The following is a 24,892-nucleotide window of genomic DNA, read 5'->3' on the forward strand; positions in this document are numbered from 1 at the left end:
AAAGATATGAAAGTAAAGAAACGACGGAAATTTTACAGTGATCATGGTTCATTCACTACTCACGACTGCAATAACCTATTTTCCCATAGATTTGCGTCCGTGCCCAATCCTGCCTCATCCAATAAAACAGAGTCATAACGAGCAGAATAAGCGGCTTTAGTCCTGGATGCGGAGCAGTTTCCGTAGAGGGAACTGCTCCGGCCCTGAAAACCCGGGAAAAACTGAAAAAGGAAGAAAGGAAACCGCTAGCAACTTGTCGGACTTGGGGGGAATTGCAGCGAAAAGGGGAGTGGTGAGGGCAGATTTTGCGGATTTTGAAGGCCAATAGTTATTCTGCTGGCGGAAAAAGCGGCGAAATATGAACCGGCCAGACGTTTTTGCGGCCGATTTCCTTTAAGTCCGACAGGCTGTCAGGGACGTATGCGTTGGGTAACCGCAGATGTTCAGCAGATCCGTTGTCATTGTAGCTGCCCTGCCGGGATGGCCTGCTGCACCTTCCTTCAGCGCCATCCCCGATCCGATGCTCCACCGTAGGTGGGATTTATAGGCTGGCCTCGCGCTTGAGTACTTCCTCAATCCTGAGATCCACTTCCGGTTTTCCGCCAAAAACGGTTCCCACCTTCTTTTTGTCAAGATGCTCCAGGTTGGTGGTATAGGCCTGAGTCGGTAATGGAAAGAATTTAACTTCTTGCACCAGCGCGGGCGCATTTTTCATGTAGAACTCGATAAGCTGCCTGACTTCGGGTCGCTCTGCCGACTTGATGTTTACGTATATGAAAATAGGGCGGGACAAAGGCTGGTAACTTCCCTCCTCCACAGTTTTGGCGGAGGGAATGATAGCCCCTTTACCCGCATCGATGGCAACAGCCTTCAGTTTTTTCTTATTTTCGGCATAGTAGGCAAAACCAAAAAAACCGAGGCCGTTCTTGTCGCTGGCCACTCCCTGCACTAATACGTTATCATCCTCGGATGCCGTAAAATCCCCACGGCTCGATTTGGCCTTACCGACGATGGCTTCCGTAAAGTAATCGAAAGTACCCGAATCCGCGCCCGCGCCGTAGAGCTTGATCGTTTCATCGGGCCATGCCGGGTTCACCTGGCTCCATTTGGTGATTTTACCCTGCGCCGCAGGCTCCCATATCTTCTTCAACTCTGCGACGGTAATCGTGTTGCTCCAGCCGTTCTTCGGATTCACTACCACAGTCAGCGCATCAAATGCGATCGGCATTTCGATATATTGAATGCCCGTTTTTTTGCAATCGTCCATTTCCTTTTTAAGAATAGGGCGCGAAGCGTTGACAATATCTGTCTCACCACGACAGAATTTCTTGAAACCCCCGCCAGTCCCTGAAATGCCGACTGTGACTTTAACCGCACCTTTCGTGTCCTTCTGAAAATCTTCGGCCACTGCTTCAGTAATTGGATAAACGGTACTGGAACCGTCGATTTTCACAATTGCATCAGCCGCCGCAATGCCATTGATACTGATCAGTCCGGCAAATACGACGGACATTCTCATTTTATTGCTATTCGGTAATTTCAACATTTCCCCCGTTTACTTGTCAGATGATCAGATATCGCATTTTTGGAGCATCAGTCATGCTAGGTCATTAGTATTACGGTCTTGTGACATTCCTTGTGAACCTGACAGGTTCTTGCGGGCACGACCGGAACCTCGCACCCATGGCACCTGCTTTATCGACGTTTCACTCCACTGCAGCGTTTCGCACGATATCCGCTATTTTTTCCGCCCAATGTTTAACCTTCTGCTTGGACTCACCCTCGACCATCACTCGTATCAGAGGTTCTGTGCCTGATGGGCGCAATAGCACGCGGCCGCTATCGTCAAGATCGCGCTCGGCTTCTGCCTGGGCCGCTTTGATCGCCACATTGGCACGCGAATCGAACCCCTTGGGGACCTTGACGTTAATCAACTGCTGAGGATATAGCGTGACGCCATGTGCAAGCTCCGGCAGCGTTTTGGCGGAATCTCTCATGGCATATAACACTTGCAGCGCGGAAATAATGCCGTCGCCAGTGGTATGTTTATCGATGCAAAGAATATGGCCAGAGCCTTCGCCGCCCAGTTGCCAGCCTTCTTTCTGCAATAGCTCCAATACATAGCGATCGCCGACGTTAGCGCGGGCAAACGGGATATCCAGTTTCCTTAAACCGTTTTCCACCGCGAGATTAGTCATTAATGTTCCCGCTACTCCGCCCTTGAGCAACCCCTTCTGCTGGCGATGCTTGGCAATAATATAGATCAGCCGGTCGCCATCGTAAAGCACGCCTTTTTCGTCAGCCATGATTACGCGATCACCGTCACCATCAAGCGCAATACCAATATCGGCGTGATGCAGCCGGACCGCTTCCTGCAGAGCGGCACCATGCGTAGCGCCGCATTCGAGATTGATATTGAGGCCGTCGGGCTGCGCGCCGATGGCAACGACATCCGCACCCAGTTCATGCAGCACCGGGCCGGCAATTTGATATGTCGCACCATGAGCGCAGTCAACCACAATCCGCAAACCGCGCAGATCGAGATGATTCGGAAAGGTACTTTTGCAGAATTCGATGTAACGCCCTCTGGCGTCATTGACTCTGCGCGCTTTCCCGAGCTGCGCTGACGGCATCGATTTGATGGGCGCCTTCAGTCCCGCCTCTATCGCGTGCTCGGTCACATCGGGCAACTTCGTGCCCGCTGCGGAAAAAAACTTGATGCCGTTGTCTTCGAACGGATTATGTGAAGCGGAAATGACGATACCCGCCTGCAGCCGCAGGGCACGAGTGAGGTAAGCCACCGCCGGCGTCGGCATAGGCCCCGAAAGCAGCACATCCACTCCCGCGGCGGAAAGTCCCGCTTGTAGCGCTGATTCAAGCATGTACCCTGATATGCGAGTGTCCTTACCGATCAGTACCGCCGGACGTTCGCCCTTGGATAAATGCCATTCTGACGATGCCAGGACCTGGCCGGCAGAATAACCAAGATGCATAACAAATTCGGGCGTGATAGGCATCTCTCCTACACGCCCGCGTATGCCGTCAGTTCCAAAATATTTTTTTGTCAATTGAAGGCTCCGTCGATAGTTACAATCCAGCGGCGGCGTAAGCGCGCCCTGCAGTTTATTGTCGTTGCTCGATAATATTATAAACCGCTAGCGCATCCCTGGTTGCTTTTACATCGTGTACCCGCACAATTGCCGCACCCCTCGCCACTGCCGCCAGAGCGGCGGCAATACTGGCGTGAACCCGATCGCCCACTTCGTTACCGGTAATTTTCCCCAGCATTGCCTTACGCGACAACCCCACCATTATCGGCACACCAAGATCGGTGAAACGGTCAAGATGGCGCAGCAACTGGATATTATGGTCGTGCGTTTTACCAAAGCCAAAACCGGGATCCATCACCAACAGCTCACGCGAGATACCTGCGGCTTGCGCCGCATCGAGGCGCTGTTGCAGAAAGGTTTTCACTTCCGCCACCACATCATCGTATCGAGGATCGATTTGCATGTTGCGCGGGGCACCGCGCATGTGCATGAGGCATGCTGCCACGCCGCCGGCCGCAACCGCCTCCAGCGCACCCGCTGCCTGTAGCGCATTGACATCGTTAATCATGGCTGCGCCAGCCGCTATCGACGCACGCATCACCTCCGGCTTGGAGGTATCGACCGAAACAGATACGTTCATGTTGGCCATAGCTTCCACTACCGGGATGACGCGGCGCAATTCTTCCTCCACACTGATGGAGGTGCTGCCGGGACGGGTGGATTCGCCGCCGACATCCAGCCAGTCCGCCCCCTCTTCAATCAGGCGTACCGCATGGCGGAGCGCACGTTCTGTCGATCCGCACAAACCGCCGTCGGAAAAGGAGTCTGGCGTTACATTGACGATCCCCATCACGAGGGTTCGGCCAGGATGATGCGCGTTAAATTGCGGAAATAGGGGCACGGAAATCCGGGGATATAGCCGTCAATTAGAAATTGAAAAAGGCGGGACGAGCCCGCCTTTTTCTTTTAGATACCCAGCTTGGGAATATCTTACGCTTAAACTTCCTGAGCAGGTGTTGCTGTTGGCGCTGGCGCTGTCGGAGGGGTATTGTCCCTGGGCGGCGTCGGCGTGGACTTGCTGGGCTTCGGAGCCCGCGGTGGGCGACCTTCCATTATATCGCCGATCTGATCAGAGTCTATGGTTTCCCATTCCAGCAGCGCTTTGGTCATCACCTCGATTTTGTCGCGGTTTTCCTCTATCAGCTTGCGGGCCAACGTGTACTGCATATCGATGATACGGCGAATTTCAACGTCCACCTTCTGCATGGTGGCTTCGCTGACGTTCTTGTGGGTGGTAACGGAACGACCGAGAAAAACTTCTCCCTCATTCTCGCCATATACCATTGGACCAAGGGAATCCGACATGCCCCATTGCGTAACCATACGCCTTGCCATTTCCGTGGCGCGCTCGAAGTCATTGGATGCGCCCGTCGTCATCTGCCCCATGAACACTTCCTCGGCGATACGTCCGCCGAACAGCACCGCAATATTCTGCAGAATTTCCTCGCGGTCCATGCTGAAGCGGTCTTCCGTCGGCAACTGCATTGTCACACCTAGCGCGCGTCCTCGCGGAATGATGGAAACCTTGTGTACCGGGTCGGTCCTGGGCAGCAACTGCGCCACTACCGCATGCCCGGATTCATGATAGGCGGTGTTGCGCCGTTCGCGTTCCGGCATCACCACGGAGCGACGTTCCGCGCCCATGAAGATCTTGTCCTTTGCGCGCTCGAAGTCGTCCATATCCACGAGCCGCTTATTGCTGCGTGCCGCAAACAGCGCTGCCTCGTTCACCAGATTGGCCAGGTCGGCACCGGACATCCCCGGCGTACCTCGCGCAATGATTTCTGCATGCACATCGGGCGCGATCGGTACCTTGCGCATATGTACGTGCAGTATTTGCTCGCGCCCACGAATGTCGGGTAGCGGCACCGTCACCTGCCGGTCGAAACGGCCAGGACGCAATAGCGCCGGGTCAAGCACATCAGGCCGGTTGGTCGCTGCAATCACAATCACGCCGGCGGTTCCCTCGAAACCATCCATCTCGACCAGCAGTTGGTTCAATGTCTGTTCCCGCTCGTCATTCCCGCCGCCGAGGCCCGCACCGCGTTGACGGCCGACCGCGTCGATTTCATCGATAAAAATAATGCAGGGTGCGTGCTTCTTGGCTTGCTCGAACATGTCACGCACTCTCGCCGCACCGACACCGACAAACATTTCCACAAAATCAGAGCCGGAAATACTGAAAAACGGAACTTTGGCCTCGCCCGCAATCGCGCGAGCCAGAAGCGTTTTACCCGTGCCCGGGCTTCCCACCATCAACACACCGCGGGGAATCCGTCCCCCCAGCTTCTGGAACTTGCTGGGATCGCGCAAGAATTCGACCAGTTCCGAAACCTCTTCTTTGGCCTCCTCGCAACCCGCCACGTCAGCAAACGTTACCTGATTGGTGGACTCGTCAAGCATGCGCGCCTTGCTCTTTCCGAACGAGAACGCACCACCACCCCGGCCGCCTCCCTGCATTTGGCGCATAAAGAAAATCCATACGCCTATCAGTAGAAGCATCGGGAACCATGAAACGAAAATGTTCATCAGCAGCGATGGCTCTTCTTCCGGTTTGGCGTCAATGATGACGCCCGCCTTCAGCAGGTCGCTCACCATCCAGGGATCCGAAGGTGTGTAGGTGGTAAACCGCCGGCCATCGGATTTGGTACCTTTCAGCGTCCGCCCTTCAATGGTCACCTTGGCAATCCTGCCCTGCTTCACTTCGTCGATGAACTGCGAATATTCCATCGGCGCCTGTGCCGCCTGTCGCGTGCTGAACTGATTGAACACCGTCATCAGCACCAAAGCAATCACAAGCCAGATGGCCATGTTTTTAATGAGATTGTTCAAGATAGCTCCTTGGCTTGCGCCGTCAAAATCCTTGAATGCTTCATTCTAAACCCATTTCGAGATTTATAATAGCCAGCCTGCCATGGCTCTTATAGCATTTCGTAAACCCGGTGTTTCGTAAACTCGCCTGCATATCATTTGCTTTCGGTTCAAATGCTCATCTCCGCTTCCCCATCCCCAGCAAATAGAGTTCACTGCTGCGACCGCGGGATGCCTCAGGCTTACGTGTTATCACTCGACTGAATGTAGCACGCATTGCGCGTAAAAACCCCTCAAAACCGGAACCTTGAAATACTTTGACGAGAAAATTACCATCAGAGTTCAATCGCTCCGCGGAAAACTCCAAAGCAAGCTCCGCCAGATACATACCGCGCGCTTGATCGGTTACTCCTATGCCCGTTATATTAGGTGACATATCCGAAATTACAAGGTCAAGGGGATATTTCCCAAGATGTATTTTCAGTTCCGCTAAAACGGACGCTTCAGTGAAATCGCCTTGAATGAAGGTGACCCCGGGCAAAGCCGCCATTTCCAGCCGATCCAGCGCAACCACCCTGCCTTTTCCAGCCAGTTTTTCTGCCGCCACTTGCGACCAGCCACCCGGAGCCGCGCCGAGGTCTACCACTGTCATGCCTGGCCGAAGCAGATGATCACGCTCGGCAATCTCGATCAGTTTGTAAGCGGCGCGTGAACGGTAACCTTCTTTTTTTGCCTGCTTTACAAAAAAATCATTCACATGCTCTTTCATCCAGGCTTTGCTGGTTTTGGAGGATTTCATCGCGTAAAATGGACGATTTTCGGAAAACTAATGTTAGAACTCGCACTCGCCAGACGGCAAGCACTCAAGGCGCTTGCCCATGCCATCAAGCCAATTGTCTGGATAGGCGGAGCCGGTCTGTCGGAAGGCGTTATCCATGAACTGGATCAGGGCCTCAAAAGTCACGAGCTGATCAAAATCAAGGTATCGGGGGATGAGCGTGAAGCAAGAAATATCCTGCTGGGTGAAATCTGCGAGCGGCTCGGAGCCGCTCCTATACAGCATATCGGCAAGATACTGGTGATTTATCGTCCCAAGCCGGAAAAAATAAGCTCACCTGACACTACCCCTCTTCGCAATGAGAAGAAGTCACGCCGAACCAGACAGGGTTTACCGGGTGGTATCCCGAACTGATACGTTACTGCGCATTGCCCATTGAAAATGGATATGGCAATGCTCAAACATATCTGACGTCAAGAATCTCATACTCCCGCAATCCACCCGGCGCCATGACTTCGGCCACATCCCCGGGGTACTTGCCGATCAGCGCACGAGAAATGGGGGAACTGATGGAGATTTTTCCCTCCTTGATGTCGGCTTCGTCGTCCCCGACAATCTGGTAAGTTACCGTCGTCGCGTTGGCTATGTCCTCCAGATCGATCGTTGCGCCGAATACACAGGCGCCATCCGCGTCGAGCAAAGCGGGATCGATGACCTGAGCATTGGAAAGCTTGCTCTCCAATTCAGCGATGCGTCCCTCGACAAAACCCTGTCGGTCCTTGGCGGCTTCGTATTCCGCATTTTCGGAAAGATCACCGTGAGCGCGAGCTTCTGCAATCGCCGCGATAACGGCCGGACGCTGCACGGTTTTCATTTCTTGCAATTCAGCGCGCAGTTTTCCGGCGCCGACCACTGTTAAGGGAATTGTGCTCATAAGACTTTTATCACCACCTGTTTTATATTCGATTTCGTTGATCGATCTATTTCGCTAAATTTGCGGCAAGTCCGTTCCCTGCGCCTTGAACGGCACATTCCCACCTCCATCTGCATGAAAGGATGCGGCTGGCCTCACTCCTCGCAATCCGTGAAGTGTTTGTAAACTGTAGGCTTGCAACTCCTGCATGCTTGCCATGCCGATGCAGGCAGCGCGTGCGCCTGCCAGCGTAGTGTAATAGGTTACCCTTGCCTGCAACACGGCATGACGGATCGAGTAAGAGTCGTGAATCGCGCTCCGCTTGTCTTCCACAGTATTGATAATCAAAGCCATCTCACCGTTTTTGATCATGTCCACAATATGTGGGCGCCCTTCCGCCATCTTGTTTACCGGCGTTACGGCCAGCCCCGCCGAGCTCAGGACTGTTGCAGTACCACGGGTAGCATAAAGCGTGAATCCCAGTTGCGCAAGATTGCGCGCAATTTCCACCACGCGGGGCTTATCCGTTTGGCGGACGCTGATGAAGACTTTACCCGAGAGCGGGAGTTTTACGCCGGCGGCCAGTTGCGACTTCACAAACGCTTCGGCAAACGTTTGCCCCACTCCCATCACTTCACCGGTAGACTTCATTTCGGGTCCGAGTATGGTATCTACACCCGGAAATTTTATAAAAGGAAAGACAGCTTCCTTTACGGAATAATAGTAGGGAATGAATTCCTTGATCACACCCTGGCGTGCAAGCGTTATCCCCGTCATGCAGCGCGCAGCAATTTTTGCCAATTGCAATCCGGTGGCTTTGGATACGAAAGGCACGGTACGAGAGGCTCTCGGATTTACCTCGAGTACGTAAACGGTATCACCCTGAATGGCAAATTGTACATTCATCAATCCTACGACCTTGAGCGCGCGCGCCATTGCCGAAGTCTGGCGGCGTAGCTCATCCTGGATCGAAGCTGACAGGTTGAAAGGCGGCAACGAACATGCCGAATCGCCTGAATGCACACCGGCCTGCTCGATGTGTTCCATGATTCCCCCGATCAGCACGGTTTCGCCATCGCAAATCGCATCCACATCCACTTCCACTGCGTCGTTCAGAAAATGGTCCAGCAGCACCGGCGAATCGTGCGAAACCTTCACGGCCTGGTGCATGTACCGTTCAAGATGTGCTTGCTCATGGATGATTTCCATGGCTCGCCCTCCCAGTACGTAACTGGGACGAACCACCAGCGGATAACCGATTTCGCCGGCAGCGGCAATCGCTGCTTCCGCATTTCGCGCGATACGGTTTGGTGGTTGTTTCAGCCCAAGCTGGTGCAGCATTTTCTGAAAACGCTCCCGATCTTCGGCACAGTCGATCATGTCCGGGCTGGTACCGATAATAGGGACCCCGTTAGCCTCGAGATCGCGTGCAAGCTTCAGCGGCGTCTGCCCGCCATATTGCACGATTACCCCCAGCGGCTTCTCCACCGCGACGATCTCGAGTACGTCCTCCAAAGTCAGGGGCTCGAAATAAAGCCGATCCGAAGTATCGTAATCGGTCGAAACCGTCTCGGGATTACAGTTGACCATGATAGTCTCGAACCCATCCTCGCTTAAGGCCAGCGCCGCATGAACACAGCAGTAATCGAATTCGATACCCTGACCGATACGGTTGGGGCCGCCCCCCAGTACCATGATCTTCTTCCTGTCACTCGGCAGCGCTTCACATTCCTCTTCGTAGGTGGAGTACATATAAGCAGTATGGGTGGCAAACTCGGCGGCGCAGGTGTCGACCCGCTTGTATACCGGACGCAGGCCGAACTGGTGCCGCCGGGCGCGAACCGCCTCCTGTGTCACATTCATCAGTTTCGCCAGCCGCTGATCGGAGAAACCGCTACGTTTCAGTTTACGCAATGCCTGCAGATCAAATGTATCCAGAGGTTTTCCGGCAACGGACTGCTCCTGCCTTACCAGATCTTCGATCTGGGCCAGGAACCAGGGATCGATGCGCGTATGCTCGTGAATTTCATCAAAAGCCATGCCGCAACGAAACGCGTCGGCAACAAACCAGATCCGATCCGGGCCCGGATCAGCCAGTTCGGCTGCGATCGTTTCAATATCCGCCGTTTTCTCATCCAACCCGTCTACGCCGATCTCCAATCCACGCAGGGCTTTTTGAAAAGATTCCTGAAAAGTTCGCCCAATCGCCATGACCTCGCCCACCGACTTCATCTGTGTGGTGAGGCGATCATTGGCCTGGGGAAATTTCTCAAAAGCGAAACGCGGTATTTTGGTGACGACATAATCGATGGAGGGTTCGAATGATGCCGGCATCGCCCCGCCGGAAATGTCGTTCCTGAGTTCATCCAGTGTATAACCCACTGCGAGCTTGGCCGCCACCTTGGCGATGGGAAATCCCGTCGCCTTCGAAGCCAGCGCGGAGGAGCGCGATACCCGCGGATTCATCTCGATTACAAGCATGCGTCCGTCCTGCGGGCTGATAGCAAACTGCACATTGGAACCACCTGTTTCCACCCCTATTTCGCGCAACACCGCTATCGATGCATTACGCATGATCTGGTATTCCCTGTCGGTCAGGGTCTGTGCCGGCGCTACGGTGATGGAGTCCCCGGTGTGCACCCCCATGGGATCGAGGTTTTCAATGGCGCAGATAACGATGCAATTGTCTTTCGTATCGCGTATTACCTCCATTTCGAATTCTTTCCAGCCGATGACCGATTCCTCGATCAACAATTCCCGCGTAGGCGAAGCTTCCAGCCCGCGTTCGCAGATATCCAGAAATTCCTCGCGGTTGTATGCGATACCGCCGCCGCTACCACCCATGGTAAATGACGGACGGATAATAGCTGGATAACCCACCATTGCCTGTACCTGCAGCGCTTCCTCCAAACTATGGGCAATGGCAGAACGTGCCGAACTCAACCCGATACGGGTCATTGCCTGCTTGAATTTCTCGCGATCCTCGGCCTTGTCGATAGCGTCGCGCGAAGCGCCGATCAGCTCGACACCGTATTTTTGAAGCACGCCATTCTTGGCCAGGTCGAGAGCACAATTCAACGCCGTCTGTCCGCCCATCGTCGGCAATAGCGCATCCGGGCGCTCGATGGCGATAATCTTTTCCACCATGGGCCAGATAATGGGCTCGATATAGGTGGCATCCGCCATTTCCGGATCGGTCATGATGGTTGCAGGATTGGAATTCACCAGGATGATGCGATAACCTTCCTCCCGCAACGCCTTGCACGCCTGGGTACCGGAATAATCGAACTCGCATGCCTGCCCGATAATGATAGGCCCCGCACCGATAATGAGGATGGATTTTATGTCGTTACGTTTAGGCATGGCTGCAGTGAAATTTTTGGGGTGACGTCGATACGCTGCCTCAGGAAACGCTGGCTAAATTCCATAAGAAGTGCGTTTCAGCAAAATCGGAATAATCGCAGGGCGCATTGCGAGCAGTAGCCGGATTTCTCCCTCTGGTGGTGCCAAGGAATACAATGCAGTGAGCGCCCGTGCCGGACCTATTCAGGAGTCTCTTTCATATTTGTATTTCATCCGTTTTTTTCCATCAATCCGATAAATTTATCGAATAAATAATCCAGATCGTGAGGCCCAGGACTTGCCTCAGGATGTCCCTGAAAGCAGAATGCACGCTGGCCGATCAACTCGAATCCCTGCAAGCTGCCGTCAAATAACGACAGATGCGTAACGCGTGCATTCTTCGGCAGGGTGTCGATATCCACCGCAAAGCCGTGGTTCTGGCTGGTAATCGCTACCGTGCCACTGTCCAGATCCTTCACGGGGTGATTGGCGCCGTGGTGGCCGAATTTCATCTTTACGGTCTTGGCCCCACTCGCCAACCCCAGCAGTTGGTGTCCCATGCAAACACCAAAGATGGGTACTTCTTCTTCAAGCAATCTTCTGATTGTGGAAATTGCGTAATCGCAGGGCTCTGGATCGCCAGGTCCATTGGAAAGAAATACACCGTCGGGCCGCAGTGCCAGAATCTCGTCAGCGGTGGTTTGAGCAGGAAGTACCGTAACCTTGCAGTGGCGTTGCGCCAATTTGCGCAGCATGTTGCGCTTAACGCCAAAATCCACCGCGGCGACATGGAAGCGAGGGGTCTTATCGACCTGGTAATCGCACCCCAACCTCCATTCACCTTCGTTCCATTCGTAAGGCTGAGTGCAACTCACGACTTTAGCCAGATCCATTCCCATCAGTCCGGGAAATTCCCGAGCGCGTTTCAGCGCTTCAGCTTCATCGAGAAAACCTGCCATGATACAGCCTGACTGCGCACCTTTTTCGCGCAAGATACGCGTAAGCTTGCGCGTATCAATATCTGCAATCGCCACCACGCCATGTTGCCTGAGGTATTCCGGCAAGGTCTGGGTCTGTCTCCAATTACTTGAGACGAGGGAAAGATCCCGAATTACCAGGCCCGCGGCATATACGCGATCGGTGTCGCCGGATTCCACATCATCCGGATTGGTACCCGTATTGCCAATGTGCGGATAAGTCAACGTAATGATCTGCCGGCAATATGAAGGATCAGTCAGTATTTCCTGGTAGCCGGTCATGGAAGTGTTGAATACCACTTCCCCCGTACTGACGCCTTCAAGGCCGATAGAAATGCCGCGGAAAACTGTGCCGTCGGCGAGTGCGAGAACGGCATGCGGACGTTGTGACACGGGAGACTCCTGCGAATGAGACAAGACATGAAAATGGGACAAGCTGTCATTGTCCCATTTTATAAGTGCGAGATTATACTTCGAAAAGCGGCTTCAGTGAAACTGCCGCCGTATCATGTGACCGCGAAGGCGTGCGCAGCATACTTGGCACAGGATTAATCGCGTAATCCCAGCACATCCTGCATATCGAACAATCCGCTCTGTCTGTCGGCAAGAAATCGCGCAGCACGCAGCGCGCCTTCGGCGAAAGTTGCGCGACTGCCAGCCTTGTGTGAAATCTCGATGCGCTCGCCCGTCCCTGCAAACATCACGATATGATCGCCAACGATATCTCCGCCGCGCACGGTGGCGAAACCAATGGTGCCAGGCGCCCGCTCGCCGGTATTGCCTTCACGTGCGTAGACCGCGATTTCGGAGAGCTCTCTGCCGAGCGCGCCTGCGATCACCTCGCCCATCTGCAACGCAGTGCCGGACGGCGCGTCAACCTTGTGCCGATGATGGGCCTCGATAATTTCTATGTCGTAACCCGTGTTCAGGTTCAATGCCTTGGCCGCTGTCTCCAACAGCTTGAAAGTAACGTTCACACCCACGCTCATATTGGGAGCAAATACAATTGATATGTCTTTTGATGCGGCTTTGAGTTCTTCTTTTTGTTCAGCCGAAAAACCGGTCGTGCCGATTACCATTTTAACCCCCGCCGCACGGCACGCCGAAAGGTGCGCAAGCGTCCCTTCAGGCCGGGTGAAATCAATCAGCACATCGGTTGCCCGCAACCCGGGAGCAACATCATCGGTAATGGCAATGCCACACGGCGCACCGGCCAATTCCCCCGCATCCCTTCCGAGAAATGGGCTCCCGGTACGCTCCAGCGCGGCACTCAATTGCATGTCCGGGGCCTGGGCGATAGCCTCCAGCAAAGCTCGCCCCATCCGGCCCGAACTTCCAGCGATGGCAATTTTCAATGTCGTCATTTATCTCAGGAATTTTTTTGGATCGCCCAAGGTGATCCTATTCTTTCGGCAGGTCTGCTTCCATATTACCCATATCCGCTGCTGGCGACGGCACCAGCCTGGGACCGCGTTTTTCCGGCTCCGGCAAACTTGAAGCCTCATTCACGTAGGGAATTCCGCTCGACGCAGCCATACTGGTGGCAGCAGCCGCCGTTTCGCCCTGGGCGGCGATATCGCTGGAACCCGGAATACTGGGTTCCTCTTTATTGGGAGCGGGAGTATCGGTCACTGCGTAAGTCGCGGCTTGGGAACCTTCCTCTTTACTCGACGCAGGGATATCGCCGGGTACTTGATCAGCATCCTCCTTCCTGGTCATTTGAGTGCTGCTTTCTTCCTTGACCACGGGCCTGGTTGACTCGCCCGGCATGGAAGGCTCGGTTGACGGCGGCTGAACAAAAGCAAGCGAAGGCGTAAAAGTGCCATTTGTGCTCACTAGTTTATCGCCTTCAAAAAAAACTGCCAGATGTCTTTGCTCGACCAGCTTCCCCCTCTGCTCGAGGCGATATACATAATCCCAGCGGTTTTCATGGAAAGCGTCACTAATCATGGGAGAGCCCAGCGCAAAGCGTACCTGCGACCGAGTCATGCCGGGCTTTAGTTTGTTCACCATTTCCTGGGTAATGACATTCCCCTGCTGGATTTCGATTTTATAGATCAAAGATGGAACAGACGAACATCCGGCGAGCAATAGCAAACCGACCAACGTGAGTATTCTTGCGCGCATCGCGACGACGTAGGTTTCCAAAGCGAACTCAACGTTATATGATACAGCAAATAATCTAATGGATGGATATAGAGCTATGAGTAAGCCAAACAATCTCAAGACCATGGGCTTGAAAGCCACGCTGCCGCGCCTTAGAATACTCAGTTTGTTCGAAAGCAGCACGGTGCGCCATCTTTCGGCCGAGGATGTTTACAGAACCCTCATCGGAGAAGGGGAAGATATCGGTCTCGCCACCGTGTACCGAGTGCTGACCCAATTCGAGCAGGCGGGGTTGCTCGAACGTCACCATTTCGAGGGTGGCAAGGCAGTGTTCGAACTTGCCAGCGACGCTCACCACGACCATCTGGTTTGCCTGCAATGCGGCAGGGTGGAAGAATTTTACGACGCTGAAATCGAGAGGCGTCAAATTAAAATCGCCAAAGATCGAGGCTTTGCCATACATGAGCACTCACTTTCACTTTACGCGGATTGTATTAAACCTGCTTGCCCGCATCGAAAAACCGAAGAAAAGGGCGGGAACGTGAAAAGTTGAGTTTAATTTTTTTCTGAAGCGCGCAGATTCAGGCTATAGTTATGCACTTGAGCGCGCTGGATATCAATTCTTCAGCCTGGAAAACGCTGAGATTCGGCGTGCTCCATTCACGGTCTGCTGAATTTACCGTGTTCCTCGTCCTCAACTGATTGGGGCAGTCTGTTCGATAAATCAACTTTCGAGGCATACGCGGTTATCAACCTGCCGTGCCCCCGCTGACTCCTTGGCAAAGCAGTTGACCAACGACCGCCTAAACATTACTGTTCAGCTTTTATTCAAATATTTTTTTGCTGTCACTCAACATTGGAAATTCAGGAAAGCATGAGCACGGAATTGACGGGCGCTGAGATTGCAGTGCGTTGCTTGCAAGAAGAAGGGGTAGACTATATTTTTGGCTACCCCGGCGGCGCCGTACTGTTCATTTATGACGAATTATTCAAGCAGGACAAGGTCAAGCACGTGCTGGTGCGGCATGAGCAAGCGGCGGTGCACGCAGCGGATGGCTACGCTCGCTCCAGTAATAAGGTAGGGGTGGCGCTGGTGACATCCGGACCCGGCGTGACGAACGCCGTGACCGGTATCGCCACCGCTTATATGGACTCGATTCCCCTGGTCATCATCAGCGGGCAAGTGCCAACCTATGCCATCGGATTGGATGCATTTCAGGAAGTGGATACCGTCGGCATCACACGTCCCTGCGTTAAACATAATTTTCTGGTTAAAGATATCACTGAACTGGCCGCGACCATCAAGAAGGCGTTCTATATTGCTTCCACAGGCCGCCCCGGGCCGGTGCTGGTGGATATTCCAAAGGATGTGAGCCAGCAGAAAACAGAATTTGATTATCCCGCGAACGTCACCATGCGCTCCTACAACCCGATCACAAGGGGACACGCCGGACAGATCAAAAAAGCGGTACAACTGATACTGGAAGCCAAACGCCCGATGATCTACGCGGGCGGCGGCGTCATCCTGAGCGACGCGGCGCCACTACTGACCGATATGGTGCGAATGCTGGGGTTCCCCTGCACCAATACCCTGATGGGATTGGGTGGTTATCCCGCAACCGACAAGCAGTTTGTCGGCATGCTGGGCATGCACGGCACCTATGAAGCCAACATGGCGATGCAGCATTGCGACGTGTTGGTGGCAGTGGGCGCCCGCTTCGATGATCGAGTCATAGGCAACCCCAAGCATTTTTCCAATGAAGACCGAAAGATAATACACATAGATATCGATCCTTCATCTATTTCAAAACGTGTGAAGGTGGATATTCCCATTGTCGGCAACGTCTCCGATGTCCTGGACGAGTTGATAAAATTAATCAAGGCGCGCAAGGGAAAGCCTGATCAGGTTGCTCTCGATGCATGGTGGACGCAGATCGATTTATGGCGCGCACGCGATTGCCTCAAGTATGACCGCGCAAGCTCGATTATCAAGCCGCAGATGGTGATTGAAAAACTATACGAGGTAACCGGAGGCAATGCTTTCATTACCTCGGATGTGGGCCAGCATCAAATGTGGGCAGCCCAGTTCTATAAATTCGACCTGCCGAGGCGGTGGATTAATTCCGGCGGTTTGGGAACCATGGGCTTTGGTCTTCCGTCAGCAATGGGTGTGCAGTTTGCCCATCCCGGGGAAATGGTGGCTTGTGTCACCGGCGAGGCCAGCATCCAGATGTGTATTCAGGAATTGTCCACCTGCAAGCAGTATAACCTGCCGCTGAAGATTATTAATTTGAACAATCGTTACATGGGGATGGTGCGGCAATGGCAACAATTTTTCCATGGGAATCGTTATGCTGAATCCTATATGGATGCGCTGCCCAATTTCGTCAAACTGGCGGAGAGCTATGGCCATGTCGGCATGCAGATCGAACGGCCCGGCGACGTGGAAAGCGCGTTGCAAGAGGCCTTCAAACTCAAGGACCGGCTGGTATTCATGGATTTCATAACGGACCAGACCGAGAATGTTTTTCCCATGGTGCCTGGCGGAAAAGGTCTCTCCGAGATGATTCTGGTATAAACAATGCGACATATCATTTCTCTCTTGATGGAAAACGAAGCGGGCGCGCTGTCTCGCGTAGCCGGCCTGTTCTCGTCGCGTGGCTACAATATTGAATCGCTGACTGTCGCCGCCACCGAAGACCCGACCCTGTCTCGCATGACGCTCGTTACCGTGGGATCGGATGACGTGGTCGAGCAGATAACCAAGCAACTGAACAAACTCATTGAAGTGGTCAAAGTGGTGGATCTCAGCGAAGGCGATCATATCGAACGCGAACTTATGCTGATGAAAGTACGCGCGGTAGGAAAGGACCGCGATGAGATAAAGCGCATGGCCGATATTTTTCGTGGCCGCATCATTGATGTGACTGATAAATCATACACGATCGAACTGACCGGCACCGGTTCCAAGCTTGACGCATTTCTTGAGGCAATGGAGCAGGGCGCGATCCTGGAGACGGTGCGGACGGGTGCCTCCGGCATCGGCCGTGGTGAACGGATATTGAAGGTGTAGCAGCGCTCTGCGAAATAGCGGAATATTTCCGCTATCGCCGTGCCCTGACGTATTTCTATTTTTGAGCAGAAAGGAAACCATGAACGTTTATTACGATAAAGATGCCGACTTGTCGCTCATCAAGGACAAGAAGGTTACTATTGTGGGCTACGGCTCGCAGGGCCACGCCCATGCCAATAACCTGAGCGATTCCGGCGTGACGGTGACGGTCGGCTTGCGCAAGGGGGGAGCCTCCTGGAGCAAAGCGGAGAAGGCCGGCCTTACTGTAAAAGAAGTGGCGGAAGCCGTGAAGGAGGCCGATGTCGTAATGGTGCTATTGCCCGATGAGCAGATCGGCGCCGTTTATGCAGCGGAAATCGAGCCCAATCTCAAGGAAGGCGCCACGCTTGCGTTTGCTCATGGCTTCAATGTTCATTATGGCCAGGTCTCGCCAAGAGAAGATCTCGACGTCATCATGATCGCTCCCAAAGGTCCGGGCCATCTGGTGCGATCGACCTACACCCAGGGTGGCGGCGTACCGTCACTCATTGCCGTGCATCAGGACAAGTCAGGCAGGGCGCGAGACCTGGCGCTATCCTATGCCGCAGCCAACGGGGGCACGCGCGGGGGAGTGATAGAAACCAATTTCCGCGAGGAGACCGAAACCGATCTCTTCGGCGAGCAGGTCGTGCTGTGCGGAGGTCTTACCGCTTTGATTCAGGCCGGCTTCGAAACGCTGGTTGAAGCAGGATACGCGCCGGAGATGGCCTATTTCGAATGCCTTCACGAGGTGAAGCTGATCGTCGATTTAATTTACGAAGGCGGCATTGCCAATATGCGCTACTCCATCTCCAACAACGCCGAGTACGGAGACATTTCGCGCGGCCCACGCATCGTTACCGATGCTACCCGGGATGAAATGCGCAAGGTATTGCATGAAATTCAGACGGGTGAATATGCCCGTGAATTTATTCTGGAAAATCGTGCCGGCGCGCCCATGCTGAAAGCCAGCCGTCGCCTTGCGTCAGCTCATCAGATCGAAACGGTTGGGGCGAAATTGCGCAGCATGATGCCTTGGATCAACAAGAACAAGCTGGTTGATCAGGCAAAAAACTAGGAAACGAAGTAACAGCGGCTGAATCAATACGGTGTTTCATATCTTCCGCTTTGCTCGAGGCCTTGCAAAGCGGAAGCCGCCAGTTAAAGCGGCAGTCGCATCGCTGTCAAATTCGGGGGAAGCTTATGAAAAGTTGCCGGATTGCTTGTTAATGCGGACAGTCGGGCGCTTAATGTCGGGAATCTCCCAGTTTCGGGTCCCGCACAGCTATTCGCAGCTGCTGTTTACGACAAATTCATGAGCGCCTAACATGCATCAGTCTCCTATGGGATTGCACACATGATGCATGATCCTCATCCACGCCTCATACTCAAATCCAAACTGCGCCGTCGCGGCATTTATTTACTGCCCAACCTGTTTACCACCGCGGCCTTGTTTGCCGGATTTTATGCCATCGTGCAGGCGATGAACGGCCGTTTTGAACATTCTGCGGTCTCCATTTTCATTGCAATGGTACTCGACGGCCTGGACGGCCGGGTAGCCCGGTTGACTCATACGCAAAGTGAATTTGGGGCGGAGTACGACAGCCTGTCCGATATGGTGTCATTCGGCGCTGCACCCGCATTGGTCATATACGAATGGGCCTTGAAAGGCATGGGCAAACTGGGATGGATTGCGGCGTTTATATATTGCGTCTGTGCCGCGCTTCGCCTGGCGCGTTTCAATACCAACATAGAAGTCGTCGATAAGCGGTTTTTTCAGGGACTACCCAGCCCCGCCGCCGCCGCGCTGATTGCAGGACTGGTCTGGGTAGTGCTAGACTTTGGCATAGCGGGTACGGATATCCGATGGCTCGCCTGGTGTATCACCTTATTCGCGGGCCTCACAATGGTCAGTAATATCCCCTATTACAGCGGCAAGGAAATCAATTTACGCAAAACCGTGCCATTCGTCACCGTCTTGCTGCTGGCGCTGTTTTTTTTCGTTCTGATTCCAAGTCATCCACCGGTTGTGCTGTTCTGCCTCTTTTTGCTTTATGCCTTGTCGGGCTACGTCATGTGGATGTGGCGGTTCACCAAGAGAAAAAAAATACCTGATGGACCGCAACCATGACCTCATTCGCGGCGCAGACTCTGACCGGTCGTCCCGCGTGGAAAGCGCTGGAAGCGCATTATGCGTCGGTTAAAGCCCTGCATCTGCGTCAGCTTTTCGCGGATGACCCCACACGCGGCGAGCGGTTTACAGCCGAAGCCGCCGGAATTTACCTGGACTATTCGAAAAACCGGATAACCGACGAAACGCTCCAGCTGCTTGTCCGGCTTGCCGAGGAATGCAACTTGCGTGATCGCATCAACGCAATGTTCAGGGGCGATCCAATCAATTTGTCCGAGCAGCGTCCCGCATTGCATATTGCCCTACGCGCACCGAAGGGCGAACAAATCCGTGTCAATGGCATTGACGTAGTACCCGAGGTGCAGGCGGTACTGGATCAGATGGGCGATTTCGCCGACAAGTTGCGCAACGGGCAGTGGCGTGGATATACCGGCAAGCGAATTTGCAACGTTGTCAACATCGGCATAGGCGGTTCTGATCTCGGTCCGGTGATGGCCTATGAGGCGTTGCGTTATTACAGTTTGCGCGACCTGAATTTCCGTTTTATATCCAACGTGGACGGCACCGATTTCAAGGAAGCCACAAGGGATATCGACCCGGAAGAAACGCTATTCATCGTCTGCTCAAAGACCTTTACCACGAAAGAAACACTCGCGAACGCCAATTCTGCGCGTGAATGGGTTCTGGATAAGGTAAAAGACGACCGTGCGGTGGCCAGGCACTTTGTCGCTGTTTCGACAAACGCGGACGAAGTGGCCAGGTTCGGTATCGATACGAGCAACATGTTCGGTTTTTGGGATTGGGTAGGTGGACGCTATTCAATGGATTCGGCGGTGGGCCTCTCGACGATGATTGCCATCGGACCCGAGAATTTCCGTGCCATGCTGGCAGGCTTTCACGCCATGGATCAGCACTTCCTCACCGCTCCGATCGAGAAAAACCTCCCCGCCCTCATGGGGTTGCTTGCCATCTGGTACAACAATTTTTTCCAGGCACAGACAATTGCTGTGTTGCCGTACGAGCAATACCTCAAGCGGTTTCCGGCTTATCTGCAGCAACTCACGATGGAGAGCAACGGCAAGAGCGTTACGCTCGATGGCACCCGTGTCGATTACCAGACGTCGCCCATTGTCTGGGGCGAACCCGGCACTAATGGCCAGCACTCTTTTTATCAGCTCATACACCAGGGTACCCGCCTGATCCCGTGTGACTTCATCGGTTTTTGCCAGACTTTGCAGCCGCTGGGTAATCATCACGACTTGCTCATGGCCAACCTGTTCGCGCAGACTGAAGCATTGGCATTCGGAAAAACCCCGGATGAAGTGAAAGCGGAGGGGATTCCAGACTGGTTATGTCCCCACCGAAGCTTCGAGGGAAACCGTCCAACCAGCACTATTCTCATCGAGCGTCTCACCCCTTATGCGCTGGGCTCTTTGGTAGCCCTTTATGAACATAGCGTTTTCACACAGGGATCGATCTGGAACATCGATTCATTCGACCAATGGGGCGTCGAATTGGGCAAGGCGTTGGCCAAGCGCATCATGCCGGAACTGGAGAGTATCAGCGAGTTGCCGCTGAAACATGACAGCTCGACCAATGCACTGATACAACGCTACAACCAGCAAAAAATGAAATAGCTGCACGTCACCCGTCACGTGATCCTCACCGTGCCCGACAGTTGATATATGGAATAATAAGTTTTTTAATAACTCTGCAATTAAGAGGATTACAATACTTTCATATAGATAGCGATAGGCCGATTCTGCGAACGGCGGACACAAGGGTAGACACAAGAGCGGGCGATTAAAAGTTTAAAGGGGCAAATTTTTTCAGGCAAGCATAGTGGCTTGCTCTACTGGAACCATGCCATGACCCAACAAACGCAATCAGACCAGCTTTGTATCAATGCGCTTCGCACCTTGCCGCTCGATGCGGTGCAGCAGTCAAACTCCGGCTGCCCCGGAACCCCGATGGGCGCGGCGCCAACCGCATATTGCCTCTGGCAGCGCTTCCTTTGCTACGATCCATGCGACCCCGAATGGCTGAATCGCGGCCGCTTCGTGCTTTCGACCGACCATGCCTCGGCCTTGCTCTACAGCCCTCTCTATCTGACCGGTGTAAAAGCGGCGAATCCTCGTTATGACCAGGCTGCAGGCTGGCCGTCACGCTTGACGACCTCAAGCACTTCCGGCAGGTGGGAAGCCGCTGCACCGGCCACCTGAATGCGGCTGGACCCCCGGTATCAAAACCGCTACCGGCCCGCTCGGGCAGGGCGTGAAGGGACGCTAAAATTCCGGTTGACGCTCTTGCGTCGGTTACCGGCACAGTGAAGAGAGGCAACATGGCCGCTGAAAAAATTGCTGAAAAGATCAGTCCACTGGCAGGAAAACCTGCCCAACCGGCAATGTTGGTGGACGTACCCAAGCTTGTTACTGCTTATTACGCGCTGATTCCCGATTGGACGGTGCCGGTACAAAGGGTCGCATTCGGCACCTCGGGACATCGCGGGTCTTCGCTGGAAGCAAGCTTCAATGAGTGGCACATCCTGTCTATCACTCAGGCGATTTGTCTGTATCGTCAACGGCAGCGCATCGATGGTCCACTATTCCTTGGTATCGACACGCATGCGCTTTCCGAGCCGGCATATGCCAGCGCACTTGAGGTATTGGCCGCGAATGGCGTTGAAGTCATGCTGGCAAAAAACGGCGAATATACGCCTACGCCCGCTGTGTCCCACGCCATACTGACGTATAACCGGGGACGGACGGACGGATTTGCGGATGGCATTGTCATTACGCCTTCTCACAACCCGCCTGCGAGCGGCGGCTTTAAGTACAATCCGCCGCACGGTGGACCGGCGGGCGTTGAAATCACTGGCTGGATCGAATCCCGGTCCAATGAGTTCCTGGAAAAGAATCTGGCAGAAGTAAAAAGAATGCGCTTTGAAAGTGCATTGCGCGCCTCTACGACGCACCAGCATGACTTTCTCAACACTTACGTGAACGATCTTCACAACGTAATCGATGTAGACGTCATACGCGGCGCGAATATCAGCATGGGAGTCGATCCGCTTGGCGGCGCCGGAATTCACTACTGGGGTGCAATTGCGGACCACTATCGGCTCAATCTCGCGGTGGTGAACAACGTTGTCGATCCAACCTTCCGTTTCATGACAGTCGATTGGGACGGCAAAATTCGCATGGACCCGTCGTCGCGCTACGCCATGCAAGGCCTGATCGATTTGAAGGATCGCTACGATATTGCATTCGCTTGTGATACTGACCATGATCGGCATGGCATCGTAACCCGAAGCGCGGGCCTGCTGCCAGCAGACCATTATCTTTCGGTGGCTGTTTATTATTTGCTCCAGTATCGTCCAGAATGGGGTAACGGCATTGCGATAGGCAAAACAGTGGTGAGCAGCCAGATAATCGACAGGGTGACCGCGAAACTGGGCCGGAAACTTTACGAAGTCCCGGTCGGTTTCAAATGGTTTGCAAATGGGTTGTGCGATGGCTCGCTCGGTTTTTGCGGTGAGGAAAGCGCGGGCGCATCTTTCCTCCGCCTGGACGGCACCGTTTGGACAACGGACAAGGATGGAATCATCCCGGCGCTGCTATCGGCTGAGATCACCTCGCGCATGGGACGTGACCCCGGTGAGGTATACCGCCAGCTCGAAGAGGAATTCGGCCATTCCGTCATTAAACGCATCGATGCACCCGCCACTCGGGAACAAAAAGGACTGCTGGCCAAACTTTCTCCAAAGCAGGTCCATTCCTCGGACCTGGCTGGTGAAAAGATAAGGGATATTCTCACCCAGGCGCCGGGGAATCATGCGCCTATCGGCGGCATCAAGGTTATCGCTGAAAGTGGATGGTTCGCGGCGCGCCCGTCCGGTACCGAAGATATCTTTAAAATTTATGCGGAAAGCTTCCGGGGAACGGATCACCTGCATCATATCGTGGAGGAGGCGCAGGCAATTGTCGGTGATGCGCTTGCTGCAGCGTCCCATGGTGAACCCGCCTGAGACATTAATGAAGTAATTCGATTCCAGCCACTTTATCACCTTGGTTCAGCCGGAGGAGGAACTTAAATGGAAGTTGCTTGCTTGGTTCAGGCGTGTTCCCCCGGAAATGCGGATGTAGAGAGGGATCGAAAATGTTTTGCTGAAATCCTGCTTCTGGTGGAGAAAGTAACTATTCCCGCTGCTCCCCAGCACCTCAATCCCAAATCGTGGCGGCAACGATATGGCTTCCGGTTCACCGAAAACGAAACTCGTCATTTACTTGGCTATCATAGGCAATCTTGCGATCGCCTTGATGAAATTCCTGGCTGCGGCGCATACCGGCAGTTCGGCCATGCTGTCCGAAAGCATTCATTCCACGGTCTACACCGACAATCAACTATTGCTGCTCCTGGGCGTCAATCGCAGCCATCAGCCAACGGATTCCCGGTACCCCTATGGATATGGCAAAGAACTTTACTTCTGGAGCCTGACGAGGTAGCCCCGACGGCGCAATGAAAATCGAAAGGCGCAGGCGGAAGATATGCCATACGTTCGAACCAACTTAGCGTGCACGGAATTCGATTCTTAACTGCAAGGAGGATCAAGATGCAAATCGGGATGATCGGACTAGGACGTATGGGTATCAACATGGCGGCGCGCCTGATACAAGCCGGAAGTGAATGCGTGGTTTACGACCCTCGCACCGAAGCTGTCCAGGAACTGGGGCAGAAAGGCGCCATCGGAGCGGACTCGCTGGAAGATTTGGTCGCTCGTCTGGCCAAGCCGCGCGTGGTGTGGTTAATGGTGCCTGCAGCCGCGGTTGATGCGATTCTTTCAAAACTGGTACCTCTTGTAGAAGCGAACGACATTATCATCGACGGCGGCAATTCCTATTACCACGACGATATCAGACGTGGCGCCGAACTACGGTCCAAGGGGATTCATTACGTCGACGTGGGAACAAGCGGGGGCGTTGCGGGCCGTGAGCGCGGATACTGCCTGATGATCGGCGGGGAAAACCGGATTGTCGAGCATCTCGATCCGATCTTTGCCGCACTGGCGCCCGGGATCGGGGCAGCGCCACGTACCTTCGGCCGCAACAGAACCGGCAGCACCGCCGAGCAAGGCTATCTTCACTGTGGACCGTACGGTGCCGGTCATTTCGTCAAGATGGTCCATAACGGCATTGAATATGGCCTGATGGCGGCCTACGCCGAAGGCCTGAATATTCTGCACAGCGCCAACGCCGGCAAGGCGACACACGATACAGATGCTGAAACGGCACCGATGCGCAATCCTGAATTCTACCAGTATGAGCTGGATCTTCCAGAAATCGCGGAGGTCTGGCGTCGTGGCAGCGTTGTGGCGTCGTGGCTGCTCGATCTGACAGCGGAGGCTTTGATCGAGGACGCAGATCTCACCAAATTTTCGGGACGCGTGTCGGATTCGGGAGAGGGACGCTGGACCACGCTGGCGGCCGTTGACGAGGGTGTGCCGGTACCGGTAATCGCTGCGGCGCTTTTCAGCCGTTTTGAATCCCGCGGCAATGCCGATTATGCCGACCGGCTGCTCTCGGCGATGCGAAAGCGGTTTGGCGGACACGACGAAAAAAAAGGGACGAGCTGAG

Annotated in this window: 21 protein-coding genes; 11 read left to right on the forward strand and 10 right to left on the reverse strand. The window is 54.0% G+C overall.

Features of this window, described 5'->3' with window-relative positions; all coding sequences use genetic code 11:
- Positions 1-541: 541 nt before the first annotated feature.
- From F822_RS05795 to F822_RS05815, 5 genes are all read right to left on the reverse strand, one after another.
- Positions 542-1,519 carry a PstS family phosphate ABC transporter substrate-binding protein gene (locus tag F822_RS05795; RefSeq protein WP_231623578.1) on the reverse strand — a complete coding sequence of 326 codons (978 nt, stop codon included), beginning with the start codon at positions 1,517-1,519 and terminating at the stop codon, positions 542-544.
- Positions 1,520-1,706: 187 nt separating this feature from the next.
- Entirely contained in the window at positions 1,707-3,068 is a 1,362-nt protein-coding gene (glmM, locus tag F822_RS05800; RefSeq protein WP_025040486.1) for a phosphoglucosamine mutase, read from the reverse strand.
- 55 nt (positions 3,069-3,123) lie between these two features.
- The gene (folP, locus tag F822_RS05805) at positions 3,124-3,900 is read right to left on the reverse strand and encodes a dihydropteroate synthase (protein ID WP_051536612.1); all 777 of its coding nucleotides are present in this window, start codon (positions 3,898-3,900) and stop codon (positions 3,124-3,126) included.
- Positions 3,901-4,046: 146 nt separating this feature from the next.
- The gene (gene ftsH / locus F822_RS05810) at positions 4,047-5,942 is read right to left on the reverse strand and encodes an ATP-dependent zinc metalloprotease FtsH (RefSeq protein WP_025040488.1); all 1,896 of its coding nucleotides are present in this window, start codon (positions 5,940-5,942) and stop codon (positions 4,047-4,049) included.
- 157 nt (positions 5,943-6,099) lie between these two features.
- Positions 6,100-6,720 (reverse strand): RlmE family RNA methyltransferase, encoded by a 621-nt coding sequence (locus F822_RS05815; RefSeq protein ID WP_025040489.1) that lies wholly within the window; start codon positions 6,718-6,720, stop codon positions 6,100-6,102.
- A gap of 30 nt (positions 6,721-6,750) precedes the next feature.
- On the opposite strand from F822_RS05815, the gene F822_RS05820 reads away from it, so the two are divergent.
- Positions 6,751-7,113: a YhbY family RNA-binding protein gene (locus F822_RS05820; protein ID WP_025040490.1), complete on the forward strand. Its 363-nt coding sequence runs from the start codon at positions 6,751-6,753 to the stop codon at positions 7,111-7,113.
- 43 nt (positions 7,114-7,156) lie between these two features.
- On the opposite strand, the gene greA is transcribed toward F822_RS05820, so the two are convergent.
- The 5 genes from greA to F822_RS05845 form a co-directional block, all read right to left on the reverse strand.
- Positions 7,157-7,633, reverse strand: coding sequence for a transcription elongation factor GreA (gene greA, locus F822_RS05825; RefSeq protein WP_025040491.1), 477 nt, complete (start codon positions 7,631-7,633; stop codon positions 7,157-7,159).
- 54 nt (positions 7,634-7,687) lie between these two features.
- Complete coding sequence (carB, locus tag F822_RS05830; protein WP_025040492.1) at positions 7,688-10,975, reverse strand: carbamoyl-phosphate synthase large subunit; 3,288 nt, start codon at positions 10,973-10,975, stop codon at positions 7,688-7,690.
- Positions 10,976-11,184: 209 nt separating this feature from the next.
- Entirely contained in the window at positions 11,185-12,324 is a 1,140-nt protein-coding gene (gene carA, locus F822_RS05835) for a glutamine-hydrolyzing carbamoyl-phosphate synthase small subunit (protein WP_025040493.1), read from the reverse strand.
- Between the two features lie 155 nt (positions 12,325-12,479).
- The gene (dapB, locus tag F822_RS05840) at positions 12,480-13,295 is read right to left on the reverse strand and encodes a 4-hydroxy-tetrahydrodipicolinate reductase (RefSeq protein ID WP_025040494.1); all 816 of its coding nucleotides are present in this window, start codon (positions 13,293-13,295) and stop codon (positions 12,480-12,482) included.
- A 37-nt stretch (positions 13,296-13,332) separates the two neighbouring features.
- Positions 13,333-14,079, reverse strand: coding sequence for an outer membrane protein assembly factor BamE (locus tag F822_RS05845; protein ID WP_051536613.1), 747 nt, complete (start codon positions 14,077-14,079; stop codon positions 13,333-13,335).
- Between the two features lie 55 nt (positions 14,080-14,134).
- On the opposite strand from F822_RS05845, the gene fur reads away from it, so the two are divergent.
- From fur to gnd, 10 genes are all read left to right on the forward strand, one after another.
- Complete coding sequence (fur, locus tag F822_RS05850; protein WP_025040496.1) at positions 14,135-14,590, forward strand: ferric iron uptake transcriptional regulator; 456 nt, start codon at positions 14,135-14,137, stop codon at positions 14,588-14,590.
- 303 nt (positions 14,591-14,893) lie between these two features.
- Positions 14,894-16,615: an acetolactate synthase 3 catalytic subunit gene (locus F822_RS05855; RefSeq protein ID WP_269430530.1), complete on the forward strand. Its 1,722-nt coding sequence runs from the start codon at positions 14,894-14,896 to the stop codon at positions 16,613-16,615.
- Between the two features lie 3 nt (positions 16,616-16,618).
- Entirely contained in the window at positions 16,619-17,110 is a 492-nt protein-coding gene (gene ilvN, locus F822_RS05860) for an acetolactate synthase small subunit (RefSeq protein ID WP_025040498.1), read from the forward strand.
- Positions 17,111-17,189: 79 nt separating this feature from the next.
- A complete protein-coding gene (gene ilvC / locus F822_RS05865; RefSeq protein WP_025040499.1) occupies positions 17,190-18,206 on the forward strand; it encodes a ketol-acid reductoisomerase in 1,017 nt (338 codons plus the stop codon).
- Between the two features lie 279 nt (positions 18,207-18,485).
- The gene (gene pssA / locus F822_RS05870; protein ID WP_231623579.1) at positions 18,486-19,259 is read left to right on the forward strand and encodes a CDP-diacylglycerol--serine O-phosphatidyltransferase; all 774 of its coding nucleotides are present in this window, start codon (positions 18,486-18,488) and stop codon (positions 19,257-19,259) included.
- The gene (pgi, locus tag F822_RS05875; protein WP_025040501.1) at positions 19,256-20,896 is read left to right on the forward strand and encodes a glucose-6-phosphate isomerase; all 1,641 of its coding nucleotides are present in this window, start codon (positions 19,256-19,258) and stop codon (positions 20,894-20,896) included. The genes pssA and pgi overlap by 4 nt, the downstream gene beginning before the upstream one ends.
- 231 nt (positions 20,897-21,127) lie before the next feature.
- Complete coding sequence (locus F822_RS05880) at positions 21,128-21,481, forward strand: thiamine pyrophosphate-binding protein (protein ID WP_025040502.1); 354 nt, start codon at positions 21,128-21,130, stop codon at positions 21,479-21,481.
- A gap of 119 nt (positions 21,482-21,600) precedes the next feature.
- Entirely contained in the window at positions 21,601-23,286 is a 1,686-nt protein-coding gene (pgm, locus tag F822_RS05885; protein WP_036575213.1) for a phosphoglucomutase (alpha-D-glucose-1,6-bisphosphate-dependent), read from the forward strand.
- Positions 23,287-23,506: 220 nt separating this feature from the next.
- The gene (locus tag F822_RS05890; protein WP_025040504.1) at positions 23,507-23,764 is read left to right on the forward strand and encodes a cation diffusion facilitator family transporter; all 258 of its coding nucleotides are present in this window, start codon (positions 23,507-23,509) and stop codon (positions 23,762-23,764) included.
- A gap of 107 nt (positions 23,765-23,871) precedes the next feature.
- Positions 23,872-24,891, forward strand: a complete 1,020-nt coding sequence (gnd, locus tag F822_RS05895; protein WP_025040505.1) for a phosphogluconate dehydrogenase (NAD(+)-dependent, decarboxylating) — start codon at positions 23,872-23,874, stop codon at positions 24,889-24,891.
- Position 24,892: the final 1 nt, after the last annotated feature.

This window comes from Nitrosospira briensis C-128 (genome assembly GCF_000619905.2).
Classification (GTDB): domain Bacteria; phylum Pseudomonadota; class Gammaproteobacteria; order Burkholderiales; family Nitrosomonadaceae; genus Nitrosospira; species Nitrosospira briensis.

Coding starts and splice junctions, on each gene's coding strand:
- F822_RS05795 (WP_231623578.1), bottom strand. CDS start 1,519: ATGAGAATGTCCGTCGTATTTGCCGGACTGATCAGTATCAATGGCATT.
- folP (WP_051536612.1), bottom strand. CDS start 3,900: ATGGGGATCGTCAATGTAACGCCAGACTCCTTTTCCGACGGCGGTTTG.
- F822_RS05815 (WP_025040489.1), bottom strand. CDS start 6,720: ATGAAATCCTCCAAAACCAGCAAAGCCTGGATGAAAGAGCATGTGAAT.
- F822_RS05820 (WP_025040490.1), top strand. CDS start 6,751: ATGTTAGAACTCGCACTCGCCAGACGGCAAGCACTCAAGGCGCTTGCC.
- greA (WP_025040491.1), bottom strand. CDS start 7,633: ATGAGCACAATTCCCTTAACAGTGGTCGGCGCCGGAAAACTGCGCGCT.
- carB (WP_025040492.1), bottom strand. CDS start 10,975: ATGCCTAAACGTAACGACATAAAATCCATCCTCATTATCGGTGCGGGG.
- dapB (WP_025040494.1), bottom strand. CDS start 13,295: ATGACGACATTGAAAATTGCCATCGCTGGAAGTTCGGGCCGGATGGGG.
- fur (WP_025040496.1), top strand. CDS start 14,135: ATGAGTAAGCCAAACAATCTCAAGACCATGGGCTTGAAAGCCACGCTG.
- ilvN (WP_025040498.1), top strand. CDS start 16,619: ATGCGACATATCATTTCTCTCTTGATGGAAAACGAAGCGGGCGCGCTG.
- ilvC (WP_025040499.1), top strand. CDS start 17,190: ATGAACGTTTATTACGATAAAGATGCCGACTTGTCGCTCATCAAGGAC.
- pssA (WP_231623579.1), top strand. CDS start 18,486: ATGATGCATGATCCTCATCCACGCCTCATACTCAAATCCAAACTGCGC.
- pgi (WP_025040501.1), top strand. CDS start 19,256: ATGACCTCATTCGCGGCGCAGACTCTGACCGGTCGTCCCGCGTGGAAA.
- F822_RS05880 (WP_025040502.1), top strand. CDS start 21,128: ATGACCCAACAAACGCAATCAGACCAGCTTTGTATCAATGCGCTTCGC.
- pgm (WP_036575213.1), top strand. CDS start 21,601: ATGGCCGCTGAAAAAATTGCTGAAAAGATCAGTCCACTGGCAGGAAAA.
- F822_RS05890 (WP_025040504.1), top strand. CDS start 23,507: ATGGCTTCCGGTTCACCGAAAACGAAACTCGTCATTTACTTGGCTATC.
- gnd (WP_025040505.1), top strand. CDS start 23,872: ATGCAAATCGGGATGATCGGACTAGGACGTATGGGTATCAACATGGCG.